The following is a 13,090-nucleotide window of genomic DNA, read 5'->3' as shown; positions in this document are numbered from 1 at the left end:
ATCCGTCGAGCGTCCCGGATCCGTCCGTTGCGGTTGATCCGTCTGCCTGCGCCACGGGCAGAAGTTAGCAGGGGAAGGTGACCGCCGGACGACACGCACCGCACGTACGGCCGGCCGGCCGGCGGACTCGTCGTCCGGCCGGTGCCCGCTCCGACCTCAGCTGAACTGCGTACGCGGCCGTTGCTGGGCGACGCCATCGACGTACAGGTCGACCTTTTCGCTGTAGTAGCAGGCCAGACCGGCGATCTTCTGGCTCTCCGGCAACGGCGCGCGGTAGATCCAGACCAGGTCGTCGTACGTCCGCTCGCCGAGCCGCACCGACCAGTACTCGGCGGTCCCCTTGTACGGGCAGTGGGTGCGGGTCTGCGACGGCACCAGCAGGTCCCGCCGCAGGTCGGTCAGCGGCAGGTAGTAGCGCGGCGGCAGCCCGGTCTCGAACAGGATCCGGGGGGAGCCGGAGTCGGCCAGCGTCACCCCGTCCAGCTCCACCCGCACCCGCCGGCTGCTGGCCAGGATGTCGACCCGGGTGTACGGGTCACGCGGGTGCGTGTAGACCGGCTCGTCCTCCTCCAGCCACTCGTCCATCGCCGCCCAGTCCAGCCGTACCGCGTCGCGTAGCTGCGGCAACGGTGAGTCGGGGTAGCGGCGGGCGGCCCCGGCGGCGGTCCGGCCGGCCCCGGTGACCACGTCGAGGATCTCGGCGGTGCCCCGGCTCGGCGACCGCTCGGTGGCGCCGGTCGCGACGAGTGCCGCGCGGACGTCCGCCGCCGGCAGGTAGTAGGTCGGATAGTAGGGCTTCTCCCAGACCAGCAGCGGGGCGGTCGTGTCGGCCACCACCTCGCCGTGCAGGTACACCCGGACCCGTTTCTGGCCCGGTTCCACCCGGACCGCGCCACGCCGGCCCGGGGCCGGGCCGGCGTGGGACGTCTCGTCTCCGCTGTCGGGTCCGCTCACCCCGGAATCGTCCATACCACCGGCAACGATCATCGGGGGGTGGATGTTTCCCGCTGGCGGAGTCCGGGCTGGGATCCCGCAGGTCGGGGCTCCTGCAGGTCAGGGCTGAAGATCGTCGCAGATGTTGTGCGCGCTGCCGACGGTGAACCGCAGCGTCCGGTATCCCGACTTGCTGACGTCCAACGTGTAGATCCCGTTCGGCACGTACATGCCGCTCGGATAGTTGCTTCTGTCCTTGTGCATGCCCAGCAGGATCGGGCCCCAGACCCGCCAGGTCACGTTGTTGGAGTAGGAGCCGCCCGGCCGCATCTGCAGCACCGAGGTGCCGCTGATGTCCACCTCGACCGACTCCCCGGTCGCGGTGTTGGTGACCCGGTAGATGAGCGCTCCGGTGTAGATCTCCCGCTTCGACGAGCCGTCCGGGTACGTCGCCAGCACCATCTTGACCACCCGGTCCAGCACGGGCTCGCCGCGGATCGGGAAGTCACAGGTGATGCCGGCTTCCTGCTCGAAGGGAGCCGACGGCACCGGCACCCATTCGTCGTCGCCCGAGGGTGGACGACCGTTGTCGGGGGCCGCCGACGCGGGTACGGCGGCGAGGAGCACGGCGGTGGCCGTGGCCATTGCGAGGTAAGTGAATCGACGCATGGACCGAGTCTCGACGGCGGCCCTCACCATCGACTCACCACGATCTTGCCGAAAGCGGGCCGCGAGGTCAGATCGCCGCCGGGTGCCCGCAGGTGGCCTGACTGCAGAACCGACGACGGCCACGCTGGTCGAGGAACAGCCAGCCGCAGTGCGGGCCGGGGCAGGCGCACACGGTCGACCGGCGCGGGTCGGCGAGCAGTTCGCCGGCGCTGCGGGCCGCGGCGTGCAGCGGCGCGCGCAGCCCGGCCCGACGGGACGGGTGCCAGCTGCCCAGCCCGTCCGCTCCCCGCCGGAACACCGCGTCCCGGGCGGCGTCCTCCACGTACCGGGCGACGGCGGCGAACGCACGCGGATCCGCCGGGTCGGTGAGGCAGACGTAGAGCCGCTCGCGCAGCTGGCGGGCCTCGTCCAGCACCGTCGCGGCGCCGATCGGATCCTGCGCGGCGGTGGCGAGCAGGCCGGTGACGACACCGTCGTCGAGCAGATCCTGGTGGCCGGCCCAGACGGCGAGCGACGAGTAGCTGCGCAGCCACTCCGCGCCGGGGATCCGTTCACCGCCCCAACCCGCGTACGTGTTGCAGAACTCCAGCGCTGGATGGCCGCCCACACTCCACGGCAGCCAGTGGTCGCGGACCCGGACCGCGTACACCGGGGCCGCCGGTCGTTCGAGGCGCGGGTCGCCGACGAGGATCCGCTGGTACACGGTCTCCAGGTCGGGGCCGGGCTCGACGCCGAGTTCGCCGATCAGAGTCTTGCGGGCGCGGTCGTACAGGCGCAGCGCGTCGGCCTGCCGGGCGGACCGGTACAGGGCGGTCATCACGCTCGCGACCAGCGCTTCCCGGCCCGGATGCTGCTCGGCCAGGTCGGTGAGCTCGCGGACCACGCGCTCGTGGTGGCCCATGTCGAGCAGCGACCGCGCGCACGTCTCGGCGACGCTGAGCCGCAGCTCCCGCAGCGGCTCGCCGAGCCGTTGCCGCAGCGGCTCGTCGACCAGGTCGGCGAGGAGCGGCCCGCGCCACAGGGCCAGGGCGGCACCGCCGAGGAGGACCCGCTCGGCCGGGTCGGTGGTGCCGGCGGCCTCCCGGGCCAGGTCGGTGAAGCGGGTCGCGTCGACCTGCCCGGCCGGCACCGCGTAGCCACCACCCTTCGTGGTGATCCGCACCCCGTACGGCGACAGGGCGGCCCGCAACCGCCCGACGTAGGTGTGCACGGCACCGCGGGCGTTCGGCGGCGGTGCACCGTCCCACAGCAGGTCGGTCAGCCGATCGGTGGCAACCGGACGACCGGCTGCCAGCAGCAGGATGGCGAGCAGCAGGCGTTCCTGCCGGCGCCGGCCCACCGATACCGGCCGGCCGTCCCGTACCACTTCGAAGTTCCCGAGCAGCCTGAACTCCATACTGGAAGGACGCTCCGGCCGGTCAGCTTCGATGTCAACCGCGCCGACGGGTTTCACCTCGCGGTACCGTCGGCGACGTGACCGGATTCGCGGCGGTGGTGCTGGCCGGTGGCGCGGCCCGACGGATGGGCGGCGTCGACAAACCGGACGTACCGGTGGGTGGGGTGGCCATGCGGGACCGGGTGCTGGCCGCCGTCGCGGGCGCCGACCCGCGCGTCGTCGTCGGCCCGCTGGCCGACCCGCCGCCGGGTGTCCTGGCGGTACGCGAGGAGCCGCCCGGGGCCGGTCCGGTCGCCGCCACCGCCGCCGGCCTCGCCGCACTCGCCGAGGCCGCCGGCCGCACCGGTCCCGCCGCGTTCGCCGAGCCGGCCGGACTGGTCGCGCTGCTCGCCGGCGACCTGCCGCTGCTCACCGCCGACGCGGTGGACCTGTTGACGCGGACCGTACGGGCGGGTGGAGTCGACGGGGCGCTCTACGTCGACGCCACCGGTCGGCGGCAGCTGCTCTGCGGTGTCTGGCGTACCGGCCGGCTGCGTGCGGCGGTCGACCGGCTCGCCGCGCGACGCGGCGGCGGCCTCGTCGGGGCGTCGATGCGGGCGCTGTTCGGCGGCCTGTCCGTCGCCGAGGTGACCTGGTCCGGCGCCGGCCCTCCGCCGTGGTTCGATTGCGACACCGACCAGGACGTCCGGCAGGCACGGGAGTGGGTGCGATGAGCGACACGATGACGAGCTGGGTGGCGTCGGCCGCCGCCGAACTCGGGCTCGACCCCGGCGAGGTGCCGGTGCCGGTGGTGCTGGACCTGGCCCGCGACGTGGCACACAACGTGCTACGCCCGGGTGCGCCGGTCACCGCGTACCTGTTGGGGTTGGCCGTCGGCCGTGGCGCCGATCCGGTCGAGGCCGGTGCCCGGCTGGCCGCCCTGGCCCGCGCCTACGGCGGCGGCGAGGAGGTCGGGCCGGCCCCGGGCGAGGTCAGGCCGGCTCCAGGCGGATGACGATCTGCTTGGACGTCGGGGTGTTCGACCCGGCGGCGGTGGAGTCCAGCGGCACCAGCACGTTCGCCTCCGGGAAGTACGCGGCCGCGCAGCCGCGCGCCGTCGGGTAACTCACCACCCGGAAGGCGCTGGCCCGGCGCTCGACCTGATCCGACCACTCCGACACCAGGTCGACCTGGTCGCCGTCGGTGAAGCCGAGTGCGGTCAGGTCGTCCGGGTGGACGAAGACCACCCGACGCCCGCCCCGGATGCCGCGGTAGCGGTCGTCGAGCCCGTAGATCGTGGTGTTGTACTGGTCGTGGCTGCGCATGGTCTGCAGCAGCAGCCGGCCCGGCGGCACCTCGATCACGGTCAGCGGGCTGACCGTGAACGCGGCCTTGCCGGACGCGGTGGCGAAGGTCCGCCGGTCCCGGGGCGGGTGCGGCAGCACGAATCCGTCCGGCTCGGCGACCCGGCGTTCGAAGTCGGCGAAGCCCGGTACGACGTCGGCGATGGTCGCCCGGATCGCCCGGTAGTCGGCCTGGTACGCCTCCCACGGCACCGGCGAGTCCGGCAGTGTGGCGCGGGCCAGCCGGGCGACGATCGCCACCTCGGAGAGCAGTTGGTCGGAGGCGGGGGCGAGCCGGCCCCGGGAGGCGTGCACCGCCGACATCGAGTCCTCGACGGTGACGAACTGGTCGCCGCCGGCCTGCCGGTCCCGTTCGGTGCGGCCCAGGCAGGGCAGGATCAGTGAGGTCGCGCCGGGCACCGTGTGCGAGCGGTTCAGTTTGGTCGACACGTGCACCGTCAACGCGCACGACGCCAGGGCGGCGACCGTCACCTCGGTGTCCGGGCTGGCGGCGGCGAAGTTGCCGCCGAGGGCCATGAAGATGCGTACCTCGCCGTCGCGCATCGCCCGGATCGCGCCGACGGTGTCCAGTCCGGTCGCGGTCGGCATCGGTACGCCGAGTCGCCGGCCGAGCGCCGGCAGCCAGGCCGGCGGCTCGTGCCAGATGCCCATGGTGCGGTCACCCTGCACGTTGGAGTGTCCGCGCACCGGGCAGAGCCCGGCCCCCGGCTTGCCGATCATGCCGCGCAGCAGCTGCACGTTGACGATCTCGCGGATCGCGTCGACCGAGTCCTGCCGCTGGGTCAGCCCCATCGCCCAGCAGACGATGGTCGCGTCGGAGGCGGCGAACAGCCGGGCCACCTCGACGATCTGGGCCCGGTCCAGCCCGGTGGCGGCGGTCACCGCCGCCCAGTCGAGCCCGGCGAGGGCCGCGCGGTACTCGGCGTACCCGCTGGTGTGGGTATCGACGAAGTCGGTGTCGACCGCATCGTCGGCGACCAGCAGCGCACCGATCGCCTGGAACAGCGCCAGGTCGCCGCCGATACGGATCTGCAGGAAGTGGTCGGCCAGCGGGGTGCCGGCCCCGACCAGGCCGCCGGGGCGTTGCGGATTGCGGAACCGCATCAGCCCGGCTTCGGGCAGTGGGTTGACGGCGACGATGGTGGCGCCGTCCCGTTTGGCCCGTTCCAGCGCGGACAGCATCCGGGGGTGGTTGGTGCCCGGGTTCTGCCCGACGACGACGATCAGTTTCGCCCGGTGCAGGTCGTCCAGGGTCACCGAGCCCTTGCCGATGCCGATGGTGCTGAGCAGCGCCACCCCGGACGACTCGTGGCACATGTTGGAGCAGTCCGGCAGGTTGTTGGTGCCCAGCGACCGGGCGAACAGCTGGTAGAGGAAGGCGGCCTCGTTGGAGGTGCGGCCGGAGGTGTAGAACGCGGCCCGGTCCGGCGAGTCGAGGCCCCGCAGTTCGTCGCCGATCAGCCGGAACGCGTCGTCCCAGCCGATCGGGGTGTAGTGGTCGGCGCCGGGTCGGCGGATCACCGGGTGGGTGAGCCGGCCCTGCTGGCCGAGCCAGTGGTCGGAGCGGGTGGCCAGCTCGCTGATCGGGTGCTCGGCGAAGAACTCCGGGGTGACCCGGCGCAGGGTCGCCTCCTCGGCGACCGCCTTGGCGCCGTTTTCGCAGAACTCGGCGTGCGAGCGCCGCTGGGCGGCCGGCTCCGGCCAGGCGCAGCCGGGGCAGTCGAAGCCACCGGTCTGGTTGACCCGCGCCAGGGTGAGCGCGGTACGGCGTACGCCCATCTGGGCGACGCCGGCGCGCAGTGCGTGGGTGACGCCCGGCAGTCCGGCCGCGCTGGTCGCCGGCTGGTCGACCCGTAGGTCGCGGTCGCCGGCGTCGTCTCGGGGGGCGGAACGGGCCATGCTGCCACCTTCTCACGTGCTGCGATCCGCCGGCTACGTCCAAAAGGCGCAGGCCAGCGGCGGTACGGCGAGCTGCGGCCGGCCAGTGCCGGTTATCCGACGGTGCCCGGGGCTAGCCGGTGTGGTGGCTCATCTGGGTAGGGTGTGCGCACAACGGGACTGAGTTGATCATCGTGGGGGAGCAGGTGCCGGCATCAGGGGATCAGGCGTCCGGGAGTCAGCCGGCGGCGCACGAGCCGCTCCTGCTCGACGAGCCGAGCACGGCCGACCTGCGGGAGAAGGTGACCCAGGCGTGGCGGGACTTCGCCGCCGCGCTGGCCGCCATGCTGCCGACGCTGCCGGCCGGTGCACAGGTGGAGCTCACGCTCGATCCGACAGCGTCCGGCACCGGCGACGCGATCTACTCGGTGGATGTCTCGATCGGCCTGCAGGACCGGTTGACCGCGTCGGCGGTGAGCAACGCCACACTGCCGCCGGACTACCGGATGGACCGGGACGCCGTCGCCGAACTGGTCGCGCTCGGCTGGTCGCCGCCCGGGGTGGTGCCGGGTTGCGGTGACAACTTCGGGCTGGCCACGACGACCACGGACGTCGCTCGGCTGGCCTCCGTGATCACCCATACGCTGCGCCAGGTCTACGGTGCCCCGCATCCGGCCTTCGTCGTCTACTCGGTGGGCGACGACAGCGACTCGCCGATCGAGGTCGAGCCGCTCGGCACCGCCCGACCGGCGTCGTCCCTCGGCGACCATCTCGGGCTGCCGACCGGTGACCCGGTGCCCGGGGACGGTGACGACGGTCCAGGTGACGCGCTGCCGCTCGACGAGCGGGTCCGTACGGTGGTCGCGACGATGATGCGCAGCACCCCGGAGCATCTGCATGTGGACGCTGACGGCGACATCGGGATCCGGGCCGGCTCGGCGATGGTCTTCGTCCGGATCCGGGACAATCCGCCGCTGGTGGACGTCTTCTCGCCGGTCCTGACCGAGGTGGAGCCGACCGAGCAGTTGTACGTGAAGCTGTCCGAGTTGACCAACCGGATGCCGATCGGGCGGCTGTACTGCACCAACGACACGGTGTGGGCGTCCGTACCGGTGTTCGGCCGCAACTTCCAGCCCACCCATCTGATGCTCGCGGTGCAGGTGATGACCGGTCTCGCCGACGAGTTGGACGACCGGTTGCACGGCGAGTTCGGTGGCAAGCGGTTCTTTGGCGACGGGGACAAGCCGTCCCGGGGCGACACCGGGGATCACCGCACCGGCATGTACCTCTGACCTGGTCGGGCACTTGCCGGTCAGGCCAGCGGGTCGGCACGGGCCGGTCAGGCCAGCGGGTCGGGCACGGCGACCGGCGGTGGTGCGTCGACCAGCCGGGAGAGCACGATCATGCTCTTCGTGGCGGTGACGAACGACTCGGCCCGCAGCCGTTCGAGGGCTTGTTCCAGGTGCGCGATGTCGGCTGCCCGCAGGTGCACCAGGGCGTCTGCCTCGCCACTGACCGTGTACGCCCCGACCACCTCCGGGTGCTGGCGGGTGGCCGCCGCGATCTGGGCCGGTGTGGTCCGCCCGGTGCAGAACAGTTCGATGAACGCCTCGGTGGTCCAGCCGACGGCGGACGGGTCGACGACGGCGGTGAAGCCGCGGATCACCCCGGCCGCCCGCAGCCGGTCGACCCGGCGTTTGACCGCCGGGGCGGACAACGACACCCGGGCGCCGATGTCCGCGTAGGACGAACGGGCGTCGGCTACCAGCGACGCAATGATTCGCTGGTCCACGGCGTCGATCTGCAACGTTTAGTCCTTCAGGCGCAACGATCAAGACTTCTTATTGTGTGACAGCATACCTACTCTTGGTTCCCGTGACCGATGTGCGCGCTGCCGCCGGGCAGCCCCGGACGTACCTGATGTGTCCGCCGGAGCACTTCGCCGTCGAGTACGCGATCAATCCGTGGATGAACCCGCAGTTGCCGGTGGATACCGAACTCGCCGTCAAACAATGGGAAGGGCTACGCGAGACGCTGACCGGTATCGGGCACCAGGTCCGGCTGCTGCCGGCCCGCGCCGACCTGCCCGACATGGTGTACGCCGCGAACGGTGCGTTCTCGGTCGACCGCACCGTCTTCGGTGCCCGGTTCACCTACCCGCAGCGGGCCGCGGAGGCCATCGCGCATCGGGAGTTCTACGAGGAGCTCGGCTGGCGGTACGTGCGGCCCACCGAGACCAACGAGGGCGAAGGCGACTTCACCTATCTTCCAGGGGCGTACGGCGGCACGATCCTCGCCGGCTACGGGTTCCGTACCGACCCGGACGCGCACCGCCGGCTCCAGGAGACGCTGAGCCGGCCGGTCGTGTCGTTGCGCCTGGTCGACCCGCACTTCTACCACCTGGACACCGCGCTGGCCGCCCTCGACGACGAGACTGTCGCCTACTACCCGCAGGCCTTCTCCCCCGCGTCACAGCGGGTGCTCCGGCAGTTGTTCCCCGGGGCGGTGATCGCCGACCGGTCCGACGCGCTGGCTTTCGGGCTGAATCTGATCAGCGACGGCCGGCACGTGGTGGTCAACAGCGAGGCGACCGGGATGGCCGACAAGCTGGCCACCGCCGGCTACCAGCCGCTGCCGGTCGAATTCACCGAGCTGCACAAGGGCGGAGGCAGCGTGAAGTGCTGCGTCGCCGAACTGCGCGGCTGACCACGGCTCCAGCCCAGGCCAGGCCAGCGCGTGCCAGGCCCGGCCCAGCCCAGCGCGGCGCTCAGCCGAGCGTGGCGAGCTCGGTGATCAGCACGTTCGACAGCACCGGACCGTCGCGCAGCACCTCACGCAGGTACCACTTCTGCTGCGGCGTACGCGGCTGGTTGAACTGCCACAGCCCACGCGGGCTGTCGATCTGCCCCACCCGGCCGAGCGCCAGGTTCAGCTCCTGGGACGAGACACCCGGTCCGGCGGACCGGATCGCCTTGTCCAGCACCTGAGCCGCGTCGTAGGACGACATCGCGTACGTGGTCGGCGGCGCCCCGTACCGCTTGCGGTAACCGGTGGCGAACTGCAGGTTGGCCGAATTGTCCAGGTCAGCCGAGTAGTTGAGGGCGGTGACGATGCCACTCGCCTCTTCACCCAACTGGTCGATGACGTTGCCCTCGGTGAGGAAACCCGGACCATAGATCGGACCTTCGAAGCCGGCGTCGCGCAATTGCCGGATGAACTCGACCGCCGCCGAGCCGGTGAAATGGCAGTAGACCGCCTCCGGATCCCGGAAGATCACCTCCTGGATCGGCTCGATGAAGGTGTCCCGACCCGGATTCGGGGTGGCGTTGGCCCAGATGACCGCCCCGGAAATCCGCTCGTCGCTGGCGCCGAAGCCTTCCCGGAACCCCTGCACCACGTCGCGGCCGGCGGGCTGGTCGGCGGCGACGATCGCCACCTCGCCGTTGGCGGACACCTCTCGGGCCAGGTAGCCGCCGAGGGCGAGGCCGGGCTCGTCGGCGACGTACGAGGTACGCCAGATGTAGACGACGCTCTGCAGGCTGCGTGGCGAGGCGTTCGAGCCGATCAACGGCACCCGGGCCTCTTCCACGGCGTCCCGGATGGCGAGCATCACCGCCGAGTTGGCCACCCCGGTGAGCGCCAGCACCTGCTGCTGGAGCAGCGAGTCGACCGCCGCCCGCCCGGACTCCGGGGTCTCCCCCTCGTCGGCGATCACCAGGTCGACCGGGCGGCCACCCAGCCGCTGCTGGTGGGTGTCCAGGTAGAGCTGGAAGCCGTTGAGCATCTCGTCGCCGATCGGTTTGTAACCGCCGGTCTGCGGGACGATCAGGCCGATGCGTACTGGCCGGTCGCTGACCAGGCCGTCGTCTTCGTTCGAGTCGTCACCCGTGCCGACGCTGCAGGCACTGGCCAGCCCGGTGGCGCCGAGCGCGGCCAGCAGCTTCAGGGCTTGCCGGCGGTCGATGTGAGGCACAGGGGTGGTCCTCTCCCATGGGTACGACGGTCGGTCGCGCAGGTGGAGTACGCCGACGGTGGCGAGCTGGTCGACAGTCCACCCGGCGTTCTACCCGCTCGGCTGCGTCCAGTCAATGCTAGGTGATCTGCCGGTTCACGCCGCCGACGGGCAGCGTGAACCGGGGGACCGACGGGCAGCGTGAACCGGGGGACCGGCGAGCGGCCGGCCCTGGTGCTGCGTCAAGATGGAGCCTATGACCGAGACGTCAGGCTCCCCGGAAGAGACCAATGAGTCCGGCCCGGCGGCTGGCCGGCCCGGCGCGGTGGTGGTGGTCGGCCCGGACGGGCGACCGGTCGGCACGGTGAACGCCGGCGGTGCCGGTGCCGCAGGTACCCCCGGCGACGCCAGCGGGGCCACCGGTGCCGGCGACGAGCCGGTCGACCCGGAAGACCCGTCGCAGCTGATCGAGCAGCCGGCCAAGGTGATGCGGATCGGCAGCATGATCAAACAGTTGCTGGAGGAGGTCCGCGCCGCCCCGCTCGACGAGGCGAGCCGGCAGCGGCTGCGCGAGATCCACCGGCGTTCCATCACCGAGCTGGAGGACGGCCTGGCACCGGAGCTGCGCGAGGAGCTGGCCCGGATCTCGCTGCCGTTCGAGGACGGCGCCACCCCGAGTGAGAGTGAACTGCGAGTCGCCCAGGCCCAGTTGGTCGGCTGGCTGGAAGGGCTGTTCCACGGCATCCAGGCCGCGCTGATGGCCCAGCAGATGGCAGCCCGGCTGCAGCTTGAGCAGATGCGTTCCGGCGGGCGGCCGGCGCTGCCGGTCGGCCCAGGTGGGATGATCCCCGGCATGCCGGGGCAGCCGGGCCAGGCCGGTCAGCCGGGCGAGGGCGGCGGCACCCGCACCGGCCAGTACCTCTGACGCTGCGCCAGCAACTGCTCCAGGTAGACAGCCACCCCGTCGTCGGCGTTCGACGCCGTCACCGCGTCCGCGATCTCCTGCACCGTCGGGTGGGCGTTCGCCACCGCGACCGCCTGCCCGGCCCAGGTCAGCATCGGGACGTCGTTCGGCATATCGCCGAAGGCGACCACGTCGGCGGCGCCGATCTGCCAACGGGCGCAGAGCCAGGCCAGCCCGGCCGCCTTGGTGACCCCGGCAGCCGAGATCTCCACCAGCCCGGACTTCGACGAGTGGGTGGCCTCGGCCAGCCCGGCGAGCGCTCCGGCGACGATCCGGACGAACACTTCCGGGTCATCGTGGCTGCTGCGGGCCAGCAGTTTCACCGCCGGCGCGGTGAGCAGCTCCGCCGAGTCGGTGACCTGCCGGGCGGTGGGGTGATCGCTGTTCCAGTGCGCCGGCCAGTCGGTGCCGTGCCGCATCAACCGGCCGTCCTCCACCTCGACGGCGAAGACCACATCCGGGACTTCGGCGCGCAGTCGCCGGGCGACCTCGGCCATGATCTCCGGAGCGAGCGGGTCGGCGCGCAGCACGGTGTCGGTACGCGGCTCGTAGACCACGGCACCGTTGGCGCAGACCGCCGGCACCGGGGCCTGTAGTTGTTCGTAGACGGCCGGCAGCCAACGCACCGGCCGGCCGGTGACCAGCACCACCTGCCCGCCGCGCCGCTGGAACTCGTCCAGCGCGGCGGCGGTCCGGGCACTGAGCGACTTATCGGGCCGCAGCAGTGTCCCGTCGAGATCGGTGGCGACCAGACGTGGATGCACTTCCATCTCCGGACAGTAGCCGGTCGAGGTAAATCGCTACGCCGTCATCATCATTACGCAGTGTAACCTCATCGGCGGCACGGCGTACTGTCGGATGGGCGTTCGACACCGCCACCCGCGACCACCCGGCCCAGGCGAACATCGGCAGGTCGTTGGGCATATCGCCGAAGACCAGTACGTCCGCCGGGTCGACGCCGAGCGACTCCGCGACGACCGCCAGACCGCTGGCCTTGTCGACGCCGGGCGGACAGATCTCGATGAAGCCCAGCCCGGCCTGGGTGACCGTCGCCAGCGTCGGTGGGACGATCTGCACCGCGGCGGCGAGCAGCGCGTCCACGTCGTGCGACGGCGTCCGGGCGAACGCCTTGATCACGTCGGTGGCCAGGCACTGCTCCCGGGTACGGGCCTCGAACCGTTCCGGGTAGCGCCACTGCGGGTCGAAGTCGCCCCACAGCGGCGCCTCGTGCTCGTCGGACGCTTCGACCATCACGATCAGCGGACCGACCGCCGCCTCCAACTCGGTGATCAGCTGGGCCAGCACGTCGGCGGGCAGCCGCTCGTCGCGCAGCACCCGTACGCCGGTCGGGTCGCTCTGGTCGACCACCCGCCCGCCGCCGGCCATCACCAGGTAGTCGGCGGCCCGGATGTCGTTGCGGGTCAACTCCATCAGCCGGGGTCCGCGGCCGGTCGCCCCGACGACCGGGATGCCGAGGTCGCGGGCACGGTCGAGCACCTCATGGGTGTACGCGGAGACGGTCTCGTCGCTGCGGACCAGAGTGCCGTCGAGGTCGGTCGCGATCAACTTGGGTAGACCGGGGCGCGGCATGCTGTCCTCCTTGATCCCCCCATGGTCGACGATCTCCGTGGTCGATGATCTCCTCGGTCGACGGGGCAGCAACCGTACCTCGCATACCGTGACCTGACCATGACTTCCGAGCGAAGCCCGGATGCACACTCGCCGGGCGCCAAATCCGAAGGTGCTGCCCCACCCCACGCCGGTTCAGCGGCCGGCTGCGGCGGCCTGGCTGAACTGCCAGAGCGGCGCAGCGCGTCCTTGATCCGGTCGTTCTGTTCGTAGGTGCGGTCGAGTTCGGCGTATACGACGCCGAGGTCGTGGGCGACCCGTTCGAGGAAGGCGGCGACCTCGCCGGGGTCTAGGCCAGGTCTAGGCCTGGTCTAGGCCGCCGCCGC

The 13,090-nt window shown here is 71.8% G+C and carries 12 protein-coding genes and 1 pseudogene; 5 read left to right on the top strand and 8 right to left on the bottom strand.

Annotated features, from left to right (window positions below; all coding sequences use genetic code 11):
* Positions 1–156: 156 nt before the first annotated feature.
* From O7629_RS28395 to O7629_RS28385, 3 genes are all read right to left on the bottom strand, one after another.
* Positions 157–954, bottom strand: coding sequence for a DUF427 domain-containing protein (locus tag O7629_RS28395; RefSeq protein WP_278173090.1), 798 nt, complete (start codon positions 952–954; stop codon positions 157–159).
* 99 nt (positions 955–1,053) lie between these two features.
* A complete protein-coding gene (locus O7629_RS28390) occupies positions 1,054–1,602 on the bottom strand; it encodes a hypothetical protein (protein WP_278173089.1) in 549 nt (182 codons plus the stop codon).
* 67 nt (positions 1,603–1,669) lie between these two features.
* A complete protein-coding gene (locus O7629_RS28385; protein WP_278173087.1) occupies positions 1,670–2,998 on the bottom strand; it encodes a BTAD domain-containing putative transcriptional regulator in 1,329 nt (442 codons plus the stop codon).
* 77 nt (positions 2,999–3,075) lie between these two features.
* Between O7629_RS28385 and O7629_RS28380 the strand changes: the two genes are divergently transcribed.
* Together O7629_RS28380 and O7629_RS28375 are read left to right on the top strand one after the other, a co-directional pair.
* Positions 3,076–3,711, top strand: coding sequence for an NTP transferase domain-containing protein (locus O7629_RS28380; protein WP_278173085.1), 636 nt, complete (start codon positions 3,076–3,078; stop codon positions 3,709–3,711).
* Entirely contained in the window at positions 3,708–3,992 is a 285-nt protein-coding gene (locus tag O7629_RS28375; protein WP_278173083.1) for a DUF6457 domain-containing protein, read from the top strand. The genes O7629_RS28380 and O7629_RS28375 overlap by 4 nt, the downstream gene beginning before the upstream one ends.
* Here the strand turns inward: O7629_RS28375 and O7629_RS28370 are convergent.
* Complete coding sequence (locus O7629_RS28370; RefSeq protein WP_278173081.1) at positions 3,970–6,240, bottom strand: FdhF/YdeP family oxidoreductase; 2,271 nt, start codon at positions 6,238–6,240, stop codon at positions 3,970–3,972. The genes O7629_RS28375 and O7629_RS28370 overlap by 23 nt on opposite strands.
* 185 nt (positions 6,241–6,425) lie before the next feature.
* Between O7629_RS28370 and O7629_RS28365 the strand changes: the two genes are divergently transcribed.
* Complete coding sequence (locus tag O7629_RS28365; protein WP_278173079.1) at positions 6,426–7,511, top strand: hypothetical protein; 1,086 nt, start codon at positions 6,426–6,428, stop codon at positions 7,509–7,511.
* Between the two features lie 47 nt (positions 7,512–7,558).
* On the opposite strand, the gene O7629_RS28360 is transcribed toward O7629_RS28365, so the two are convergent.
* On the bottom strand, positions 7,559–8,026 hold the full coding sequence (locus O7629_RS28360; protein WP_278173077.1) for an Lrp/AsnC family transcriptional regulator: 468 nt from the start codon (positions 8,024–8,026) through the stop codon (positions 7,559–7,561).
* Positions 8,027–8,094: 68 nt separating this feature from the next.
* On the opposite strand from O7629_RS28360, the gene ddaH reads away from it, so the two are divergent.
* Positions 8,095–8,925 (top strand): dimethylargininase, encoded by an 831-nt coding sequence (gene ddaH / locus O7629_RS28355; RefSeq protein WP_347403700.1) that lies wholly within the window; start codon positions 8,095–8,097, stop codon positions 8,923–8,925.
* 61 nt (positions 8,926–8,986) lie between these two features.
* On the opposite strand, the gene O7629_RS28350 is transcribed toward ddaH, so the two are convergent.
* Positions 8,987–10,192, bottom strand: coding sequence for an ABC transporter substrate-binding protein (locus O7629_RS28350; RefSeq protein WP_278173075.1), 1,206 nt, complete (start codon positions 10,190–10,192; stop codon positions 8,987–8,989).
* A 235-nt stretch (positions 10,193–10,427) separates the two neighbouring features.
* On the opposite strand from O7629_RS28350, the gene O7629_RS28345 reads away from it, so the two are divergent.
* Positions 10,428–11,096 (top strand): bacterial proteasome activator family protein, encoded by a 669-nt coding sequence (locus tag O7629_RS28345; protein ID WP_278173072.1) that lies wholly within the window; start codon positions 10,428–10,430, stop codon positions 11,094–11,096.
* On the opposite strand, the gene O7629_RS28340 is transcribed toward O7629_RS28345, so the two are convergent.
* The gene (locus O7629_RS28340; protein WP_278173070.1) at positions 11,051–11,905 is read right to left on the bottom strand and encodes an HAD family hydrolase; all 855 of its coding nucleotides are present in this window, start codon (positions 11,903–11,905) and stop codon (positions 11,051–11,053) included. The genes O7629_RS28345 and O7629_RS28340 overlap by 46 nt on opposite strands.
* Before the next feature lie 4 nt (positions 11,906–11,909).
* Positions 11,910–12,725 (bottom strand): annotated as a pseudogene (locus O7629_RS28335) (HAD family hydrolase); the annotation flags it as partial.
* Between the last annotated feature and the right edge of the window lie 365 nt (positions 12,726–13,090).

The organism is Solwaraspora sp. WMMD792 (genome assembly GCF_029626105.1).
GTDB lineage: Bacteria > Actinomycetota > Actinomycetes > Mycobacteriales > Micromonosporaceae > Micromonospora_E.
Note: the sequence above shows the minus strand (reverse complement) of the source record. Positions and strands in the feature narration are given on the sequence as shown.